Annotated in this window: 12 protein-coding genes; 6 read left to right on the forward strand and 6 right to left on the reverse strand. The window is 33.4% G+C overall.

Translation table 11 applies throughout. The features are described 5' to 3' along the window. The first annotated feature begins 142 nt into the window (after positions 1 to 142). From ACHRV0_RS16300 to ACHRV0_RS16325, 6 genes are all read left to right on the forward strand, one after another. A complete protein-coding gene (locus tag ACHRV0_RS16300) occupies positions 143 to 2,872 on the forward strand; it encodes a glycoside hydrolase family 20 zincin-like fold domain-containing protein (RefSeq protein ID WP_395441617.1) in 2,730 nt (909 codons plus the stop codon). Between the two features lie 374 nt (positions 2,873 to 3,246). Beyond that, the gene (locus tag ACHRV0_RS16305; protein ID WP_395441618.1) at positions 3,247 to 6,768 is read left to right on the forward strand and encodes a malectin domain-containing carbohydrate-binding protein; all 3,522 of its coding nucleotides are present in this window, start codon (positions 3,247 to 3,249) and stop codon (positions 6,766 to 6,768) included. Positions 6,769 to 7,030: 262 nt separating this feature from the next. Next, positions 7,031 to 9,451: a sugar-binding domain-containing protein gene (locus ACHRV0_RS16310; RefSeq protein WP_395441619.1), complete on the forward strand. Its 2,421-nt coding sequence runs from the start codon at positions 7,031 to 7,033 to the stop codon at positions 9,449 to 9,451. Between the two features lie 215 nt (positions 9,452 to 9,666). Then, entirely contained in the window at positions 9,667 to 10,314 is a 648-nt protein-coding gene (locus tag ACHRV0_RS16315) for a Pr6Pr family membrane protein (protein ID WP_129023157.1), read from the forward strand. Between the two features lie 84 nt (positions 10,315 to 10,398). Continuing rightward, on the forward strand, positions 10,399 to 10,725 hold the full coding sequence (locus tag ACHRV0_RS16320; protein WP_395441726.1) for a hypothetical protein: 327 nt from the start codon (positions 10,399 to 10,401) through the stop codon (positions 10,723 to 10,725). A gap of 122 nt (positions 10,726 to 10,847) precedes the next feature. Continuing rightward, the gene (locus ACHRV0_RS16325) at positions 10,848 to 12,194 is read left to right on the forward strand and encodes a WG repeat-containing protein (protein ID WP_395441620.1); all 1,347 of its coding nucleotides are present in this window, start codon (positions 10,848 to 10,850) and stop codon (positions 12,192 to 12,194) included. 90 nt (positions 12,195 to 12,284) lie between these two features. Here the strand turns inward: ACHRV0_RS16325 and ACHRV0_RS16330 are convergent, their stop codons facing one another. The 6 genes from ACHRV0_RS16330 to ACHRV0_RS16355 all read right to left on the reverse strand — a co-directional run bounded on the left by ACHRV0_RS16330 (position 12,285) and on the right by ACHRV0_RS16355 (position 21,868). After that, positions 12,285 to 13,619 carry a hypothetical protein gene (locus tag ACHRV0_RS16330; RefSeq protein ID WP_395441621.1) on the reverse strand — a complete coding sequence of 445 codons (1,335 nt, stop codon included), beginning with the start codon at positions 13,617 to 13,619 and terminating at the stop codon, positions 12,285 to 12,287. A 30-nt stretch (positions 13,620 to 13,649) separates the two neighbouring features. Beyond that, positions 13,650 to 16,028 carry a TonB-dependent receptor plug domain-containing protein gene (locus tag ACHRV0_RS16335; RefSeq protein WP_395441622.1) on the reverse strand — a complete coding sequence of 793 codons (2,379 nt, stop codon included), beginning with the start codon at positions 16,026 to 16,028 and terminating at the stop codon, positions 13,650 to 13,652. A 318-nt stretch (positions 16,029 to 16,346) separates the two neighbouring features. Then, the gene (locus ACHRV0_RS16340) at positions 16,347 to 17,354 is read right to left on the reverse strand and encodes an FAD:protein FMN transferase (RefSeq protein WP_129023153.1); all 1,008 of its coding nucleotides are present in this window, start codon (positions 17,352 to 17,354) and stop codon (positions 16,347 to 16,349) included. Between the two features lie 149 nt (positions 17,355 to 17,503). Further along, on the reverse strand, positions 17,504 to 19,687 hold the full coding sequence (locus ACHRV0_RS16345; protein WP_395441623.1) for a PepSY domain-containing protein: 2,184 nt from the start codon (positions 19,685 to 19,687) through the stop codon (positions 17,504 to 17,506). A gap of 97 nt (positions 19,688 to 19,784) precedes the next feature. Continuing rightward, a complete protein-coding gene (locus ACHRV0_RS16350) occupies positions 19,785 to 20,255 on the reverse strand; it encodes a DUF2271 domain-containing protein (RefSeq protein WP_395441624.1) in 471 nt (156 codons plus the stop codon). Positions 20,256 to 20,368: 113 nt separating this feature from the next. Continuing rightward, positions 20,369 to 21,868, reverse strand: a complete 1,500-nt coding sequence (locus tag ACHRV0_RS16355; RefSeq protein WP_395441625.1) for an ankyrin repeat domain-containing protein — start codon at positions 21,866 to 21,868, stop codon at positions 20,369 to 20,371. Positions 21,869 to 22,065: the final 197 nt, after the last annotated feature.

Genomic DNA, 22,065 nt, shown 5'->3' on the forward strand with positions numbered 1-22,065 from the left:
AATCTTTTTAATCTGTGGCAAAAAAAAACAAAATCTGCTTAAATCTGCCTAATCTGCGTACAAAAAATTTCACGCAGATTTTTATAGATAAAGGCAGATTTAGCAGATTATTTTTAGAATGGATACCCAAAAACAACATATCATGAAATATTTACAATTACTTTTTTTATGTTTTTACGTCTCTTTCGCGACAGCACAAAATATCACTATTGTTAGTGATGCCAGTTCGCCAAGAGCAAAATTTGGAGCAGAGAAATTATCAGGAACCCTTTCTGCAAAAGGTTTCAAAGTTGCTTCTGCTGAAAAATTCAAAAAATCAAAAGATAAAGTAATTGTCATTGGTGAAAAAGGAACTGATTTTTGGAAACAAAATGCTAAAAGCGCCAAAATCGACGATAGTAAATTGACAAAGAAAGAAGGTTTTCAGATTCGTACTCAAAATAATGTAATTTACATTGAAGGAACAGATGCTTCAGGAACTTTGTACGGGGCATTAGAATTAGCAGATCGTATTAAAAGTTCAGGTCAGCTTCCATCAGAAATTAATGTTGAAGATAGTCCAGAAATGGTTTTGCGTGGAGCTTGTATCGGAATGCAGAAACCTGTTTATCTTCCGGGACGTGATGTTTACGAATATCCGTATACACCAGAAACTTTTCCTTGGTTTTATGATAAAGCTTTATGGGTAAAATACTTGGATATGCTGGTAGAAAACCGCATGAATTCTTTGTATTTATGGAACGGACATCCGTTTGCTTCTTTAGTAAAATTAAAGGATTATCCGTTTGCAGTTGAAGTAAGCGATGAGGATTTCAAAAAGAATGAAGAAATTTATAAATTCCTTACGGTTGAAGCAAACAAGCGTGGAATCTGGGTAATTCAGATGTTTTATAACATTCTTGTTTCCAAACCTTTTGCAGAACATTATAATATTAAAACACAAGATCGTTCAAGACCGATTACACCTTTATTGTCAGATTATACAAGAAAATCAATTGCAGCTTTTATTGAAAAATATCCAAACGTAGGATTAATGGTTTGTTTGGGAGAAGCCATAAATACAGTTGATGATGACGTAGAATGGTTTACCAAAACCATTATTCCAGGCGTTCGCGATGGTTTACAAGCATTAGGAAAAACAGAAGAACCGCCAATTATTTTGCGTTCTCACGATACAGACGGACCTTTGGTAATGGAAAAATCACTTCCATTATATAAAAACTTATATACAGAAAGTAAATATACAGGAGAATCTTTAACGACTTACACGCCGGGTGGTCCTTGGGGAGAAACGCACAAGCAGTTGAGTGCTCTTAAATCAATTCATATTGAAAACGTTCATATTTTGGCAAACTTAGAACCTTTTAGATACGGTTCACCAGATTTTATCCAGAAAACGGTAAAAGCTATGCATAGCGTTCACGGAGCAAATGCTTTACACTTATATCCGCAAGCATCGTATTGGGATTGGCCGTATTCAGCAGATAAAACAAAATCAGGAGAACGTTTACTAGAAATGGATCGTGATTGGATTTGGTACAAAGCTTGGGCAAGATACGCTTGGGACAGCAAAAGAGACCGTAACGAAGAAGTGAAATATTGGGATAAAGATTTAGCTGCGAAATTCGGAACTTCTCAAGAAGCAGCAAATAACATTTTAAGAGCTTACGAAGAAACAGGAGAAATTGCTCCAAAAACCTTAAGACGTTTCGGAATCACCGAAGGAAACCGTCAAACCTTATTGTTAGGAATGTTCGAAAGTCAGTTGGTAAATCCATCAAAATGGAGAGTTTATCCAGGATTCCACGAATCATGTGGACCTGCGGGTGAATTGCTTTTAGAATATGCTAAAAAAGAATGGAACAAGGAGCCACATTCTGGTGAGCTTCCAACACAGATTATTGCCGAAATTACAGAACACGGAAGATTAGCCGTTGAAGCGATTGACAAAGCTGAAGCAAGCGTAACCAAAGACAAAGAAGAATTTGCGCGTCTTAAAAATGATATGCATGCTTATAAAGCGTTTGCAGATTTCTTCTCAGAGAAAGTAAAAGCTGCTTTATTGGTTTTAAGATACAGTTATTCAAATGACATTACTGATTTAGATAAAGCTATGCCTCATTTAGAGAAAAGCATCGAGCACTACGAATTATTGGTAAACTTAACGAAAGATACGTACTATTATGCAAACAGTATGCAGACGGCTCAACGTAGAATTCCAATTGGAGGAGACGACGGAAACAACAAAACTTGGGCTGAATTATTACCACATTATGAGCGTGAATTAGCCAATTTTAAAAGAAATTTAGAAAAACTAAAATCTTCTAAAGATGGTAAAATTGAGACGAAAGAAGGAAAACCTTGGAAAACGGCAGAAGTAAGTTTCATTGATGAAAAACCAGGAACTTATTTAGTGAAAAAAGGAACAAAAGTGTACGGAACAGATATTTCTGAGTTAACCAAAGTTGCTCCTGAACTTCAAAACCTAAGAGGATTCTCATTCGTAGAAAACGATCAAAATGAAAAAGGAACACATTTGAAGTTTAGAAACACAAAAGCGGTTAAATTAGTGGTTGGATATTTCAATTCAGATCAAAAGAGGTTTTTGTTACCGCCAAGTTTAGAAACAGATGCAGCAGGAAACGCTCACGGTCAAGCCGAAGTAATTTTAGCAAGTGCGATAAATTTAAAAGAATTACCACGTGTAAACATTCATACCTATACTTTTCAGCCGGGTGAGAATAAATTAGATTTAGGAAAAGGAAAAGTATTGATTTTAGGTTTCATCGATGTAGATCAAACCATAACGCCGCGTGATGTTGGATATATTGATGCAGGAGAAAAAGCAGCTATTGACTGGTTGTTTTATTAAGAATAATTTGGGCGTGTCCCTCCGGGTCGGGCTTTCGGCTATATCTTTTATTCCGCTCCGCTACATAAAAGGATACCGCCTCAATCCCTCACGCGAACTCGTATTTAATTTAGATCTAACAGGTTTTTAAAACTTGTTAGGTCTAATTAAGAATATAAACACAATCTTGTCATCCCGAGGAACGAGGGATCTTCGCAAAAAGCTCCGTACAGTTTGTCATTTCGAGGAACGAGAAATCACACGCGGGATTCGACAAAGATTGGGAATAACTATGAGGAGTTACTAGTGTGATTTCTCCCTTCGGTCGAAATGACAAAAAGAAGGTTAAATAAAAACTTAAACAACCTTATAATTACTTATATGGTTTTAATAATATGAACAGAGTAGTTTTTTTTATTTTTTGTTTTTTTTCAAGTTTATGCTTTGTTTGGAGTCAAAGCACAAAAGGTTCGGCGAAAGTTCGAAAGGAAGTTTCGCTGAACTCATCTTGGGAAACCATTATTTTGGATAATCCGAAAGACGAGAAATCTTTTGTGGAGAATCCAAAATCAGATCAATGGTTAAATGTAAATGTTCCTCACAACTGGGATCAGTATTATGGTTTTAGAAGAACAAAACATGGGAATTTGCATGGTACAGCTTGGTATAAAAAGACTTTAAAGCTTGATAAAAAAGACAGTTCAAAACAGCATTTCCTCTATTTTGAAGGTGTTAGTTCGTACGCAACTGTTTGGGTAAACGGCAAAAAAGTAGGTGAACATAAAGGCGGACGAACTACTTTTACAATAGACATTTCAAAAGCAGTTTCTTTTGATAAGGAAAATACGATTTTAGTAAAAGCAGCGCATCCATCTTTTATAGCAGATCTTCCTTGGGTATGCGGAGGCTGTTCTGGCGAATGGGGATTTTCAGAAGGTTCGCAACCAATGGGAATTTTCAGACCCGTTTCTTTGGTAATTACAAACGATGTTAGAATTCAGCCGTTTGGAGTTCATATTTGGAATGACAAATCGGTTTCAAAACAAAAAGCGATTCTTCATACCACTACAGAAATCAAGAATTACGGCACTTCAGATCGAAATGTAACGATTGAAAATATCCTTTTTGATGCTTCAGGAAAGAAAGTTGCAACCCAAAAAACGAATATCAAAAACAGTTCAGGAGAAACAAAGGAAATAGCACTTACACTTCCTGAGATTCAGAATCCGAAATTATGGTCGCCATCCAATCCGTACTTGTATAAATTGATGACTTCAGTTTATGAAAATGGAAAAATAATCGACCAATTAACAACGCCTTATGGAATCCGTTGGGTGAGCTGGCCAGTTAGCCGAGACGGAAAAGACAACCGCTTTTTTATCAATGATGAACCTGTATTCATCAACGGAACTTGTGAATACGAACATTTAGTTGGAAACAGTCATTCGTTTTCAGATGAAATGATTCATTCTAGAATTGAACAGATAAAAGCAGGTGGATTTAATGCTTTTAGAGAAGCACATCAACCTCATAATTTATTATATCAAAAAGAATTAGACGAAAACGGAACCTTGTTTTGGAGTCAGTTTTCAGCGCATATTTGGTACGATACGCCTGAGTTTAAAGAGAACTTTAAAACTTTATTGCGAGAATGGATTAAGGAACGCCGAAACAGCCCATCTGTAGTAATGTGGGGATTACAGAATGAAAGTACAATCCCGAAAGAGTTTGCAGAAGAATGTACGCAGATTATCCGTGAAATGGATCCGTTATCAGCTTCACAAAGAATTGTAACGACTTGTAACGGCGGAGAGGGAACAGATTGGAATGTAGTTCAAAACTGGTCGGGAACGTATGGCGGAGATCCATTAAAGTATCATTTAGAAATGACGACTCAGTTGTTAAACGGAGAATACGGCGCATGGCGTTCAGCTGATTTACATACTGAAGGCGAGTTTGATCAAAAGGGAACTTTAAGTGAAAACCGTTTTTCTCAATTAATGGAAATCAAAGTTCGCGAAGCCGAATCGGTGAAAGATAAAATTGCGGGACAATTCAACTGGCTTTTTGCTTCGCACGAAAATCCGGGGCGCGTGCAAAATGGAGAAGGTTTTAGGGATATTGATAAAGTCGGGCCCGTAAATTATAAAGGACTTTTTACAATTTGGGGAGAACCTCTGGATGCTTTCTATATGTATCGTGCGAATTATGTTTCGAACAAAACCAATCCGATGGTTTATATCGTTTCGCATACTTGGCCAAGTCGTTGGGAAAAATCAGGAATCAAAAATGGAATTGATATTTATTCGAATTGTGAAGAAGTAGAATTGTTCAACGATGTGAATAAATCTTCTTTAGGGAAGCTAAAAAATCCTGGAATCGGACAGCATTTTCAGTTTAACAATGTCAATGTTCAATACAATGTTTTGTATGCCGTTGGATATGTTAACGGAAAAGCAGTTGCTAGAGATTATATTGTTTTGAATAATTTTCCAAAAGCACCAAATTTTGAGGCTTTAACAACCAATAAAGCAGATGTTATAAAAGCGAAAAGCGGTTATAATTATATTTACAGAGTAAATTGCGGAGGTTCTGAATTGACAGATTCATTAGGAAATATTTGGCTTTCTGATACGCACAAAAACGGACAAAATACTTGGGGATCATTATCTTGGATAGATAATTTTGAAAAACTTCCTGATTTTTTCGCAAGTCAAAGAACAACTTTTGATCCAGTTAACGGAACAAAAGATTCAGCGTTATTTCAAAGTTTTAGATATGGTGTTGATAAACTGAGTTATGAATTTCCTGCACCAGACGGAGAATATTTGGTAGAATTGTATTTCACAGAACCTTGGTACGGAACAGGAGGAGGAATGGACTGTAAAGGATGGCGTTTGTTTGATGTTTCTATTAACAACAATGTTGTTTTAAAAAATTTTGATATTTGGGCAGAAGCAGGGCATGACAATGCATTAAAGAAAACTTTTGTTGTAAAAAGTATAAACGGAAAAATCGTGATTTCGTTTCCTAATGTAAAAGCTTCGCAGGCAATTATTTCTGCGATTGCGATTGCGACAAAAGATAAAAATGTAAAACCAGCAAATGAATCACCAAAAAATATTCAGAATGTAAGTTTAGATTCTAAAGATTTTAAAATTGCTTCTTGGTTAGATATTAATTCGAAGCAATTCACAAACTCAGAAGTGATTTTTACAGAATTGCCTTCGGAAGTTTTTGGAGCAGATTATTTACAGTTTTCTAGTAGTACAAAAGTTTTAGGTTCATTTACAGTGAAAGAAGAATCGACTGTTTATGTTCTAATTGACAGTAAAATCACTAAGACATTAAATTGGCTTTCTGATTATAAAAAAATTGAAGAAAAAGCGAAAAACAGCAACGGAATTTCATTTGAGGTTTTCACTAAAAAAGTAAAGAAAGGAGAAAAAGTCGTTTTTGATAATGCGGAAGCAATATCTTCAATTGCCGTTGTTCCAATTTATGATATGGGCGAAAAAGACGATTCAAGACCAGTTGTAATTATTGAAGCTGAAAAAACGAAAACAACGGGAGACGGAATCGAAAAAGGAAATTTCAAAAAAGCTGATTATATTGAATTCACAAAAAAGACAAACAACAGCATCGAGTTTGAAGTAAAACCGGGTGTTGCCGGAATTTATTTAATGCGTTTCCGTTTTATGAATAGAAATGAAACTCCGTTAAAAGTCAAATTCAAAATGGAAGATGCTTACGGAATTTTAATGCGAAATGATACAATTGAGTTTTTTCCATCGCCTGAAAAATGGAAAATTTTAAACACAACTTCGGGTGGTTATATTAACGCTGGAACATATAAAATAACGTTGGAAGGTGATGATTTGAAAGGATTAATGTTAGATAATTTTGAGTTTCAATAATTTTTTTTGAGGTTCAAAGTTACAGAGATGCAAAGGGACAAAGGTTTTTCTCTGTACCGTGAAATTAGTTTTGTCAGGCTGAGCGAAGTCGAAGCCTGCGCAAAGTTGATACTAAGTCTAGTTTGTCATTTCGACCGAAGGGAGAAATCACACTAGAAACTCGACAAAGATTGGCGATTTACATTGCGGAATGCCGTGTGTGATTTCTCCCTTCGGTCGAAATGACAGAGAAGTTATTAGATTAGAATAAAAAAACATATTTATGATTAAACATAAAAACATATTTCAAAAAATTACAATTGCCTTATTGTTTTCAGTTTCAATTTTTGCACAAAAACAAGCCAGGATTGTCGAAGACTTCAATAAAAATTGGAACTTCAAATTAGGAGATTATCCAACAGCAATTCAAGCTGATTTTAATTCGAAAGATTGGCGAACACTTCAATTGCCGCACGACTGGAGCATCGAAGGTGCTTTTGATAAAAACAGTAAAACAAAACAAGCACAGGGATTTTTAGCTGCGGGAAAAGGCTGGTATCGCAAGGTTTTTACCGTTTCTAATAATTGGAAAAACAAAACGATTTCGATTGAATTTGATGGTGTTTTTAAAAACAGTGAAGTTTTCATAAATGGAAAATCTTTAGGAATACGTCCGAACGGCTATATTTCTTTTGGTTATGATTTGACTCAATATTTGAACTTTGGAAAAGAGAATGTAATTGCTGTAAAAGTTGATAATGATGCGCAGCCAAATTCTAGATGGTATACAGGTTCGGGAATTTATAGAAATGTAAGATTGGTTGCGAGCGAAAAACTGCATGTAGGGAAGTGGGGAACTTATGTAACGACTCCAGAAGTTTCAGCAGAAAAATCAACAATACATTTAGAAGTAACAATTGATAATGATAACACTTCTGCAAAAGAATTTAAATTGGTTACTTCGATTGTAAATGTTGAGAATAAAGAAGTTGCTAATTTTACTTCAACAGAAAAAATTGGTGCTAAAACATCAGAAAAAAAGGTTCATAATTTGGTTTTAAAGCAACCGAAATTGTGGAGTACAGAAAATCCATATTTGTATAAAGTGATTACTAAAGTTTATGAGAAATCTAAACTTGTCGACAATTACGAAACACCGCTAGGATTCCGTTATTTTAATTTTGATTCAGAGAAAGGATTCTCTTTAAACGGAGCTCCAACGAAAATTTACGGAGTTTGTCTGCATCATGATAATGGCGCTTTGGGAGCTGTTGAAAACATTCATGCGGTTAGAAGAAAACTGACTTTAATGAAAGAAATGGGAGCAAACGCAATCAGAATGTCTCATAACCCGCATTCGTTAGAAATGATGCAATTGTGCGACGAAATGGGTTTTATTGTTCAGGACGAAGCTTTTGACGTTTGGAAAAAGAAAAAAGTAACCAACGATTACCATAAAGATTGGGATGCGTGGCACAAACAGGATTTAGAAGATTTTATCAAGAGAGACCGCAATTATCCATCGGTTATGATGTGGAGTATTGGTAACGAAATTAGAGAACAGTTTGATTCAACTGGAATTGCAATTACCAGAGAATTAGCTAAAATTGTAAAATCATTAGATACAACTCGTCCTGTAACTTCGGCTTTGACCGAAAATATAATTGAGAAGAATTTCATTTACCAATCTGGAGCTTTAGATATTTTAGGATTTAATTACAAACATGAAGATTATAAAGATTTTCCAACTCGTTTTAAAGGACAAAAAATATTGGCTTCTGAAAGTGTTTCGGCTTTAGAAACACGCGGACATTATGATTTTCCTGATGGAATTAAAGCGTGGCCGACAAAACACGGTGCGCCGTTTGACGGAAATGCTGATTGGACGGTTTCGGCTTACGATCAGGTGAAATCGTATTGGGGAGCAACGCACGAAGAAAACTGGAAAACGATCAAGAAACAAGATTTCATGGCGGGAACTTTTATTTGGACTGGATTTGATTATATCGGAGAACCTGATCCGTATCCATTTCCAGCGAGAAGTTCGTACTTTGGAATTGTAGATTTAGCTGGACTTCCAAAAGATGTGTATTATATGTATCAAAGTGAATGGTCGAACAAAGACGTTTTGCATATTTTCCCACATTGGAATTGGAAAAAAGATCAAGAAGTTGAAGTTTGGGCATATTACAATAATGCTGATGAAGTGGAATTATTCTTAAACGGAAAATCCCTCGGAAAAAAATCAAAACAAAACGATGATTTGCATATTTCATGGAAAGTCAAGTTCGAACCAGGAATTTTAAAAGCAATTTCAAGAAAGAATGGAAAAGCAGTTTTAGAAAAAGAAATCCACACAGCCGGAGAAGCTTCTAAAATTGACTTGCAAGCAGATAAAACGACGGTTAAAAATGATACTTACGATTTGGTTTATGTAACTGTTTCTATGAGGGATAAAGAGGGGAATTTAGTACCCGATGCCATGGATTTAATCAATTTTGAAGTTACAGGCGGTGGGAAATTGGTTGGAGTTGATAATGGTTATCAAGCCAGTTTAGATTCATTTAAAGCGAATTCTTGTAAATTGTTTAATGGAAAATGTATTGCGATTATTCAATCGAATGGGAAAAAAGAGAATATTCAGTTGAAGGCTTTGACTGGTAATGGAATTTCAGTTTCGTCAATTCAGATAAAGGTTAATTAATTTTATATTGTTTTTTATAAATAGTAAGCTCCACTTGAACTTGTTCTAAAGAAAAAGACGAGCAATAATTTTTTTAAGCGCTGGAAGAGCGAGATAGGTATAGAGAAAATATGTTGTATATAGAACAAGCTCCAGAGGAGCGAAACATAAAAAATCCGCTTTCAAAATTTCGAAGCGGATTTTTTTTTATTTTAGTAAACTGACTTACATGAAATATGGAAAAAGAAAATACCACAAGAATTAAAGGGGAAATTTTGCTGGGTATTATTTTTGCCCTGGAGTTGTACGCTTTACCAACACAGTTTTATTTATTATTAAATGGATCTGATTTCACCTTTTTTAGCGCCGCAGTTCGCTTTTTTAGCTTTTTTACAATTACCACAAATACCATCGTTTTTCTTTGTACAGCAATACTATTATTTGGCGGAAAAAGTATAGCAAATGCTTTTTTTAGAAAATGTACAACCATCACTGCGATTACCGTTTATATTTTGATTGTAGGAATCGTTTTTAATTTGCTTCTTCGTTCAATTGCTGATTTAAAAGGACATCACCTTATCGTGAGTGAAATATTTCATACGGTTGTTCCTGTTTTATTTTTCTTTTATTGGCTGTTTTTTATAAGTCCAGAAAAAATCTCCTTTAGAGTTATTCTGTATTGGCTGTTATATCCAATCTTGTATATGATTTACACAATATTTCATGGCTTTTTATCTAGTTTTTATCCTTATCCTTTTATAGATGTTACGAAACTAGGTTTTAAAACTGCGCTTGTAAACGGATTATTGGTTCTAATTGCTTTTGTGATTTTGTCCTTGATTTTAGTTTCTATTTCTAAAATCAGAAGTAAGGATTCTGCTTAATTGTTTTTGTAAAAATCAGTTTCAAGAAAGAATGGAAAAGTAGTTTTAGAAAAAGAAATTCATACAGATGGAGAAACTTCTAGAATTGATTTAAAAACAGACAAAACAATAATCAAAAATGATAATTACGATTTAGTTTATGTAACTGTTTCTACAGTTGACGCAGCTGGAAACTTATTGCCAAATGCGACAGATTTAATCAATTTTGAAGTTACTGGCGGCGGAAAATTGGTTGGAGTTGATAATAGTTATCAAGCCAATTTGGATTCTTTTAAAGCTAGTTTCTGCAAGTTATTCAGCGGAAAATGTATTGCTATAATTCAATCGAATGGGATGAAAGAAAATATTCAGTTGAAGGCATCGACAGGAAATGGAATTTCTGAAGAAATAATAAATATAAAAGTTGATTAATACCATAGCATTAGAATATTGATTTTATCTTTTTTTCTATTTTAAATTGCAAATAAAAAATAATGTTATTTTAGCTATTAAAAAGAACTTTGTGTTCAGATTTAATATCTTAAAAATAATAAATGAAAAGAAAAATTACCCTTTTATTTTTTGTAATATCTGCGTTTAAATCTTTTGCTATTAATGATATAAAGCAATTAGAGAAAACAATAAAAACTTTTCAGGATCAACTTCTAGTAAAACCGTTGGTTGTTTCTAATACTTTTATTTTAACGTTTGAGGAGTTTAGTTCTTTAGCATTGATACAAAATAAAGATAAGCCAGATCCTATACAAATTCGTAAAGAGTATGATAATTATTATATTAAAAGAATAGCTAATAAAGTAAGAGATTTTAATGAAAATTTTGCGTTGTTGCAATCTGTTGTATCGTATGATACTTTGACTTATCATGAAAGGCAGAATAAAAAAGAGGTCATAAATTTTATTGACATCAGTTTTGTGATTAAGTACAAAAATAATTTTGAACCTAATGAAATTTCTACTCGATATAAATTTAAATTTGTCATTATAGAGAATAAAATAAAATTGACAGGACAATTATATTCTCAATCAGATTTTAGCTATGGACTAGAAAAAATGGATATTTTACAAAGTCAGGAAAAAAGTGATTTTAATTCTAAATTTAAAGGAAAAATATTCAATAAAATAAGTGCTAATTGCATTCCAAAATTTAAAAATGGAAAATGGGGTTTAGTAAGTTTTAGAAATGAAGAAATTTCTCCCTGTGTTTATGATTCTATTTTTCCTTTTGTAGATAATTTTTCAATAGTGATTTTGAATGGAAAATATAATCTTTTAAACACATCTTTTAAGCTCCAATTAAAGAATGGTGCTCCAAAAGTTAAATATGAAAATGGTAAGTATTTTATTCTAAATAATAAAAAAGAATATATGTCTTACCCTTTTGAAAGTAAATCTGATAAATTGGAAGTTGCAATAGATGCTCCAGCTCAAAAACAAATTGAAAAAAGAACATCAGTAAATAAAGCCAATCAAGAGGATGATTTTTGGATTTCAACGAAGTATGGTTCTGAAAGTTATATGAATAAGTATTATATAATTGATAATAAAACCAAAGATACACTAACAAAAAAATCAGGTTTTAGCTTTATAGACATACATAATAATAACCTTTATGGGGTAAAAGAAAATGTTACTTATTTAATGAATTCAAAAGGAACAGAATTATTTAAAAGTAAATTTATCTGCCGTTATAACAAGGAAGATTATATAGATGTTTTTAATTCTGAAACGCGTTTATCGGGGCTTTACCTGCCTAGCAAAAATTTGTATATTGAACCTAAATATCTAGTTATTTATCCAGCAGAAAATCAAGAGTATTTTATAGTAATGACAAAATCTAAAGCAATAAGATATTTAGATGGAAATGGAGATGAATTATTTTAAGTAAAAAAATATTCCGCCCCAAAATAGGAGCGGAATATTTACCATTTAAAAAAAAATCAAGAATTATCGCTATAACTCAAGTTATCGTTCCTAGAAAACACCAATGTAGTGGTTTCCTGGTTTGTTTACCAATTTAGCACCTTTGGTAACAGCGCCAGTTGCAGCATTGATAATGTAAATGTTTCCATCTTTACCAACTGGTGTAACTGCAATATATATATCGTTTCCGTCAACTACAAAACCTTGGTATTGACCAAAATCTAAAGCTGTATCATAAGCAATACCTTCAACTAGTTTAGCTGTTTTTGCATTAAGATCAATTCTTGCTACATAACCTTGGTTTGTACCTTCGTAAGTATAAACTGCGTAAGCAATTCCGTTTCCTACATATCTCCATGCATCAATATAAGAACCTTTAACTCCAAGGGCAGTATCTAAACTGAAAACATAAGAGTTGTCGTATTCATTGCTTTGGTTGATTTTTAAAATATAAGAACCTTTTTTAGTATCTCTTTGAGTTGCTTGATAGATGTTTCCATCATTTGCTACAAAACTGTTGAAACTTCTGTATCCGCTTGTATCTCCAAAACCAACTGTCGAAGTAATTACTTTAGGGTTTTGTAATGAAGGATAGTCAACAACAACAGATTTAGATCCTAAACGCTCAAAATCACTTTCGATCAATCCTGTAGAAGGATTCGTTTTACGCATCCAAGTTCCAATGATTAATTTGTTTCCTGCTTTGTTTAATGTTGGTGCATCTAAACGGAAAATATGGTGACCTAAAGCTTCTTCAGCTGCAGTTAATGCAATTTCATATTGTCTGTAATCAGAAATTAAGAACTTTTGTAAATCAAGGCTTAAAACGGTTGCAGAACCTCTTGTATATTTATATGTTTTTCCATCTGTTTGTGTAACAACTGTAGGAGTAGTTACGTTTACTGCTACACCAGTTTTATCGCCGTCAAAAAGTTTTACCCATCTAGGAGATGTTCCTGCATATTGAGAGATATTTACTGTTGTTCCTGATTGTGTAAAGCTTTTTCCTCCATTAACTTTGTAAGTCATGAATTCACCACCATTAGCACCAGTATAGGTAATATTAAATAGTGTGCTTCCATCTACAGACGATTGTAAACGAGCTGTTCTTGTTGATTGTACAGGCTCACCATTATCAAAAGCATTAATAGAAATGTTTGGGTTTTTAGCATCTTCTTTGCTAACAGAAAAAACTCTTGTACCACCGTTTCCATCTCCAGGATTCGTTTGCATTAAAGCTCCTGCAACCGTGATCCATCGGTTTTCAGTAACTGGAGGCAATACAGATGGTTCCTCTTTATTATCATCACTGCTGCAGCTTGTAGTAAGGGCAAATGTGGTTAAAACCAATCCACATGCAAGTAGTTTAAATGTACTTTTTTTCATATCTATGTGTATTAAAAAATTAATTATTTACTAAAATTTATTGAGAGTGTAATTTAATTTTAAGTAGAAACCTCTTCCAGGTTTTTGAACAGCAAAGTTGTCGTAGACCTGAACATTTGTAATGTTCTTGACATCAAAACTTGCTATAAATTTCTTGTTTGGGAATGTATAAGTTATCCCTAAATCCTGCGGAAATTGATTTGGTGTCTGATCGTTTTCACTTTCTTGCCATGTTGTATAAAATGCACCTACATAGCCTGCATTGTAATAGAGATTTAATTCTGAATTTTTTTGCAGGATGTCTTTAAAATTATACTGAATGTTACCGTTTACAGTAAAATACGGCTCATTTGGTAATTGCTGATTGTAGTATTCTAACAACAGTCCTTTCTCATCGTATTTCGTTTTATACAGTGAATTAAACTTCGACATATTCATCGATACAAACAATCTGTTATTATTAGAGTATTCAGCCGAAAATTCATAACCCAATGATTGCGCTGTTCCTAAATTTACAAATGGAGATGTCTGCAAGGCTTCATTTACACGATTACTAAATGCAAGTATAATTTTATCTTTAGAATTTCTCCAAAACCCAGAACCGTTAAAACTAAATTTATGATTGTTAATTTTATACGGCCCAAATCGTAAGCCTATATTTAAGTTATCACTTTGTTCTGGTCTTAATCCACTATTTGGTGTTTGATTTTCACTAGGATTACCAAAGATTTCACCTTCTGAGGGAAGTCTTATTGCTCTTTCTGCAGATAAATTAAACATCATTTTTGGGAGAATAAAATAAGATGAAGCTAATCCGTAACCGTAAAAAGTGGTATTGTTCTTTTCTAATTTTTCTTGAATAGTGGTCTGCTCTCCAGTATTAACTATTACTGGTGTTCTTTGTTCTGTTTTTTGATTGTATCTTTTTCCAAATAAGCTTGTTCTTAATCGAGAATTAAACGCTTCTAGTTCGTAAGCCAATGATAAAACGCTTTTTTCAAGGTCTCGTTTTTGCTGAAAATTCCTTTCCAGTTCAGACTTCATTTCGTCATAATCGTCTCGCTCAAAAGAGTATAGCATACTGCTGAATACAAACTTATGATTCTCATTCAGTGAATAATTTAAACCACCTCTGGTGCTAAAAATTTTACTGTTGATATGCAAAATAGTAGGTGCGCCTTGTTGCGCTCCGTAAGGTGATAAAATAGGTTCACCGCGAAGCCCCAATGTTTTTTCATTAAACCAGTTGTAATTCCATTTGACCGTATCGCTCAGTACTTCGTTTCTTTGGCTGAAAACAGAATTAACTGTAAACTCAAGTCCTTTTACAAGAAAATCCTTCTTACTGTAATTAATGCTTATTACCTTGGCATCAGACTCGGTAAATCGACCTTTATAAGGTCTTGACATCGCTTGTCCGTGCTGAATTTCATTATAATCATCAGAAGTATTAAAACCTATCAAGAACGTATCTGCCCAATTAACGTTTGTAAAACCCGCTTCGATTCGACCTCCGTAAGAACGGTAAGCATCTTCAAAACGTTTTGCTTTAATAGGCGTTTTTTGTCCGTTTGATAAAATGTTGTAAGCAAATTTTCCCCAAATTTCATAGTCATTATCAGAGTAATTATAAAAACCGGAACCTTTTAAAGTAAAACCATTTTTATCTCGATAAGTAGTGTTGAAATTAGATTGAATGGTATTAAACGAACCATAAGATACAGATGCGTTTAGGGTATTTTTGGCTCCTTTTTTTAGTATTACATTAATTGCACCGCCTAAAGCATCATCCGCCAAATATGCAGGAACAACACCTTTGTACACTTCAATACGCTCAATTAATGCTGGAGGAATACTGTTTAAACTAAACGATGAACCGTAGGTTGAAATTGGAATACCATCAATAAATATTCGGATTGAATTACCTGTCATTCCGTTTAGGTTATAATTTACACTTGAGCCTAAACCTCCGTTTTGTCGAACACGAACACCAACTGATTGCGCTAATAAATCATTAGTTTGAATGTTTCTTTTTGCAGCCTCTTGCGTTTCGATTACATTTACAGAAAAACCTTTATCTATAATCTCTTTTTTAGCCGTCTTTTTTGTGATTACAACTTCTTCTAAATGTTTAGTATCATTTTTTTTCTCTAATGTAATAGCAATTTGATGTGAAGAATGATTCAAATGAACTTCGATCATTTTTGTATTTGCTTCTAGTGAAGAAACTTCTAAAGTGTATTTTTTAAAAGGAAGACCTTTGATTTGAAATTTACCCTCATTGTCAACAATAGCGAATTTTTGTGTGCCAGAAACCAATACTGTTGCTCCAAGAGCTGTTTCATGTTTGCCAAATGTTACTTTTCCTGTAATAGTACCGGTTTGTGACCATCCCGTAATTGTGACCATTAAAAAGATAAAATAAATAAACCTCATAACTGCGTGTAGTAAATAAATTGTGCAGCAAACTTATGAGTTTATTTAAATTTAATCTAAATAAACGAATTAGAAAATCATTAGATTTACATTAGAAAATCATTAGAATAGAATTAGAATTTCTAATGTTGGGAAAACAGGGAAAACAAAGGCCTTAGGGTAAATTGTAAGTGCTTTGTTGTTAGTTTTTTACTTGTTTTTTGTGTGGTAAAATAAAACAGATAAAACGAGAAAACAGTTTAAAAAGTATTAATAATCGAATATTTTAATCTTTAAAATTAGAGACTATTATTAAAGTTTTGCCTTGAAATGTTTAATATTGAAGTTCTTCGATTTGATCACTTTTCCGTTATCAGTAATCATAAGGCAGCTGTATTCTGGGAATTTTTGCAGTAAGAGCAGACCGTCTTTTTGACCTAATACCATTAATGAAGTGCTTAGTCCATTTGCGGTTTCTGCATTTGGGCCAAAGATTGTAACGCTGCATAATCCAGTTACAGGATAACCAGTCGCAGGATTTATAATATGAGAATATCGTTTGCCGTTAAAAACAACAAACTTTTCATAACTGCCAGAAGTGGTTACAGCACCTTGATTTAAAGGCACAACTGCCAAAAGTTTTTCAGGTTTAAACGGATTTGTAATACCTATTTTCCAGTCTTCTCCATTAGGTTGTTTTCCCCAAGTACTCATATCACCAGAACCGTTTATAATCCCGGCTTTAATGCCTTTTTCAAGCATCATTGTACGGCATTTATCAGTTGCATAGCCTTCACCTAAAGCGCCAAAACCAATTTTCATTCCCTTTAGTTTTAGAAAAATAGTCGATTGCACACTGTCTAGAATAATGTTTTTGTAACCTACTTTTTCTACAGATTTTTTTATGGCATCCGCCGAAGGCATTTCCGTCATCGATCCGTCAAATTTCCAGATTCTATCCATCGCAGCAAAACTTACGTCAAAGCCGCCATTTGTTATTTCAGAAAATTTGATTGCTCTTTGCGTTAGTTCAAAAACTTCTCGGTCTACTTTAATTGGTTTTATTCCGGCATTTTGATTGACTTCAGAAACTTGTGAAGTTGATTTCCAATCCGAGATTAAATTCTCAATTCGGGTAATTTCAGCAATTACTTCGGTTATATTTTTTTCAGCAGTTAGAGAATCTTTGGCAACAATACTGATATCAAAACGACCGCCCATAAGAAGTGTAGTTCTTTTTCGCAAAACCTGCGAATGTGCAGACAAACTAAATAGTAGGAGAGAAAGAATTAGATAAATGTTCCCGTTTTTTCTAAGCATGAAAAATCTTTTTTGATAGAAATTTTATAAAAGCCCCAGTGGAGCGATCTTTAATTATTAAAATATGTCACCCCTCTGGGATTTGTATTGACTATTTGGAAAATAAAGATTTGAAAATTAACCATTAACAATTTATAATTATCAATTAACTAATAGCAATCCGTTAATATTTGTCCGTTATTTTTATAATGCAGGAGATCTTTGGTTCCATTTACCAGACACAATTCATCAAGAATGGTTTCAACATCTTTTTGCATGGCAAGTGAACCACAGATCATAATTACGCCGCCTTGTTTTAGTAAATCAACAAAAAACACAGCATCTCTTTTTATAAGATCCATTACATAAATATGTTCTGCTTCTCGTGAAAATGCCAAATGAAAACTTGACAGCTTTTGTTTCCCAATCATTTCATCTGTAAACTTTTTGTAACTCGTTACAGTTTCTGTCTCCATTCTAAAACCGCAATACAAATGTGTTTCGGTTTTTTTCTTGTTTTGCTCAATCATTCCTAGAAAAGGAGCAATACCAGTTCCGTTTGATATTAAAGCCGCTTTTGGAGCTTTTGTTGGAAAATGAAAAGCTTTATTATTTATAATTCTAGCTTTAATTACATTTCCAGGAGTAAGATCATTAAGATAACCAGAACCCAATCCGTGCGGATGTAGTTTTACAACTAATTGTATGTTTCCAGAATGATTTCCAATCGAGTAGAGACGTTCTCGTGTGTCATTAGCAGGATAAATGGCTAATAAATCGCCAGAGTTAAATTTGGCGCGCATATTAGCACGTAATGTTACAAGAAAAGTATGTTCTTCCTCAGAAATTGCGGTTTTATCTAAAACCATTAATTTCTGTAAACCTTTTGGAACATGATTGTATAAAGAAGGTGTTGTGGCTAAAGGAATTCCAGTTTCGGCGCTCCATAATGTTGCCCAGTTTACAAATTCCACAGCCGATTTATCATTTACAGTCTGCATTTCTAAAACGCGTTCTGTCCAGTTTTGATTTTCTAAAAGCTGATCGATTTCAACAGCAAATTTGCAAAAATCAGGATAAGCAGTAGAACCAAAACCAACTACTGAAAACTTAATTTTTTGCTCTTGATTTTGTTTTTGCAGTAAGGCTTTAAATTTATTTCCATTTGATGGCGGATCTCCTAAACCATGTGTTGAAGAGAAAACTATAATATGTTCTGCTTTTGGATAAATCGAAAAACTATTCAATTCTGCAATAAAAGCTTTTTGTCCTTGATCTATTAATTGTTTATGAATTGCGTTTGCAAATCTAAAAGAGCTTCCGTTTTCAGAACCAACTAAAAGTATGTAATTGCTTTCGTGTGCTTTGAATTTGTTTTTGATTCGGCTTGATCTGCGTTTTAAAGTAATCGCAAAACCAGAATAAATAAAGAATAGAATATTAATACAAGCAATGGCTAATATTACAGCCCAAACAGCATTAATTCGTCCTGTATGAAGATCAAGGCTCAAATCGGCAAATTGAGCAGTAATTGGCGACTGTTTTTCTGTAATTATGGCTCCTGTAACTTGGTTTACTTCAATTTCTTTATTTTTTAATGCTATGATATAGTACTCTTCAGGATCATCAGTAAACGGAAATTCGATTTTCTTTACATCTGAAAGAAGTGTGCTTTTAAAGATTGAAGTTTTTTTAGCTTCTGCTGAAAGTTCCGTTTTTACAGGTTTGGCTTTTTTATCGCCCATAAAAAAGTTGAATCTTTCAAGCGTTAAATAAGTCCCTGTTAATGCTATAATCAAAATCGGAATTAAAGTCAATCGCCCTAAAACCACATGGTAATACTGCGCGAAGTATTCTTTAATGACTTTGGAGAAAAAATTACGAATTCCTCTCTGTCTGTTTAAAACAAGAGCAAAACCGGAAATAGAAATCAGGACTAATAAAAAAGAAATAACACCAACAAAAAAACGCCCTGCTTCATGCAGGTTTAAAGAACGATGAAAAGCAGTTATCCATTGAATAAATTCACTTTTTTTTGCAGGTGTTCCTAAAGTTTTACCTGTTCTTGGGTCTATATAAGCATTAATATCATTTCCATCTTCATCAATTGCCTGAAGCGTTACAAATTGATTATAATCAACACTTAATTCTGTAATTTCTGGATATGCTTTTTTTAATGCCGGCAGCGTTTGCTCTAAGGTTATCGCATCAAAATTTTCGACTTTGTACGGAAGTGTTTTTTCCTGTACAGCATCAACGGCAAGAATAGTACCTGTTACAGAAGCTAAAAGCAGAAATATCGAAGAAAATAGGGCTAAGGCCAAATGTGCGTAACGCCAGAATGAAAGAGTCATTGAGTGTAATCTATTGAAATGTAATCAAATGTTTTAAGCTTTGTCAAAGTTTAGAACCTTAACAAAGCTTGAATTTTGAGCAAGTTACTTGCTTGAATTATATTTTATTCAGTCTCACGTATCTGATATACCCTTTACCATCTGTTTTTGCGGCTAAACCTTCAGTAGTAAGAGGAATTTCAAGATCGCTTACATAGTATTTTTGATCTTCAACAGCTGATTCAAATCTTAATTTGTAACCTTTGTTTATCTTAGAGTTTTCAATTTCTATTGTTGTTATGCTGCGATCTCCGCCAGTTACAGAAGCACCTGTTTTGGCACTAATATCTTCGTTTTTTTTACTTTGAAATTTATTCCATTCTTTTAACGATTTAGACCATTTTTTATCGTCTCCCATTACATAAAGAGTTTTTTCGTAGTCGCCGTTAGCATTAACAAGTGATACCACAATATAAGCTCCTTCACCCATATAATTAGCCATTTGAAGCATGCATTTGTATTTGCTTGTTTGTGCGTTTGCCTGAAATGAAATTAGGCAGATAAGAGCGATTTTAAGTATTGATTTCATTGAAATATGAGTTATTATGAGTTATGAATTATAAGTTTTGAGTTTTAAGTTCTGTTTGATATAAAGAAAATCTATACACAAACTTACAACTCAAAACTCAAAACTTTTAAGAGTTATTTTAAAAATTCTACTGAAACGTTGTTTTTTGTAAGCGACTCGTTTTCTTTTGCTAATGCGTAAGCGCTTTCATCAAATTCTGTGGTAACCTCTTTTTTTGCACCAACAGAAACAAGATATTTTAGAATAGAATCATCTTTTGCAACCATAGCGGCTCTGTGCAATGCTGTTAAACCATCTTTGTTTTTAGCATTTACATCCACTTTTAAGTCCGTTATTTTTTTAAGTAGAGAAATATCATTTTTTGGAATTGCTAAATGATATAAAGTATTACCGTCTTTTTGAGCAGCAGCTAAATTTAACCCTTTATCTTGAAGTAATTTTGCTTTAGCATCAAAAGGATCTTGTTTTGGTGCAGCCTCTCTATCTCTTCCAGCTGGTCTGTAAGATTGAACAAGGTAAACCCCTAGATTGTTTCCGTCTTTATCAGTAACATTTACATCAGCACCTTTGCTTAATAATAAAGATACAGCTTCAGGAGTTCCTGAACGCACAGCATAAGTTAAAGCCGATTCTCCTTTTAGGTTTTGAGAATTTACATTTTTTGCAAGCGGAAGTAATAATTCTAATATAGAAGTGTCTCTTGCCGAAGCCGCGATCATTATCGGAGTCGTACCTTCTTTATTTGCTTTATTAGCATCAGCACCTTTGCTTAAAAAGTATTTTACAATTTCAGTTTGATTTGGTTTTCCAGCCAAGAAATAAAGTACATTTTCGCCTGATTTGTTTTCTGCAGTTGCTTTGATTTTTACTTCTTCAACTAAATATTTATAAGTTTCAAGAGTGTTAGATTCTCTACGACTTCCTTGCGCTGCAAAAAGTAAAGCATTATCAGTTGGTTTTACACCTTTTGCTAAAAGTTTCTTTAAAAGATCTATGTTTCCAGTTCTTGCTGCATATGTAAAAGCAGTGTTTCCGTCATTATCAACATCTTTAAGAGACATTCCTTTAGTAGTAAAGTATTCCGCTGCTTTAAGATCTTTATCAGCAGGAATAGCTAAAAGTAATAAGTTAGCACCGCCTTGGTATTTTTTCTTCGGATTAACTCCAGCTTTAAAAAAAGCTTCGTACAAAGCAGGATCAGATTGACCATTTGATGCTGCAAAATCTACAGGAGTAGTGCCATGACTGTCTTCATAGTTTACATCAGAACCCTTTGCAATTAAATATTGTACTAATTCTGTATTACCTCTATAGGCAGCCCAATGCAGGTAAATACGGTTATCATGAGTCATTTTATTTATTGGATTCCCAGATTGCTCTAATAAGAATTTGATGGTTGCAATAGGAGCATCATTGTTAATAGCTAAAGTGGTAACATCAAAAGCATTTGCATTTGCTTCTGCAGGATTACTGCCTTTTGCTATTTCTGCTTTTACTACAGTTACGTCAGGTGAGTTTTTCCAGAAAGATTGCTCTAGTAAAGTGTTTTTTTGCTGTGCATTAACAAACAAAACAGCTGTTAAAGCCAATGAAATAAAAAGATTCTTTTTCATAATTTATTATTGTTGTTTAACGTCCCTTTATATATGGGGATAATGATCTATTTAGAATAAATAAAAATAAAGGACAAATGTAAAGATTTATAGTTTTAAATCAAGTTTTATTGATGCCAAAAAAAATAATTCTAATGATTTTTTAATGTTGCCTTTTTAGACGCTTTTGAAAAACGATCGATTATCGTTTTTAGAAG

This window comes from Flavobacterium sp. FlaQc-30 (assembly GCF_044005885.1).
Taxonomy (GTDB): domain Bacteria; phylum Bacteroidota; class Bacteroidia; order Flavobacteriales; family Flavobacteriaceae; genus Flavobacterium.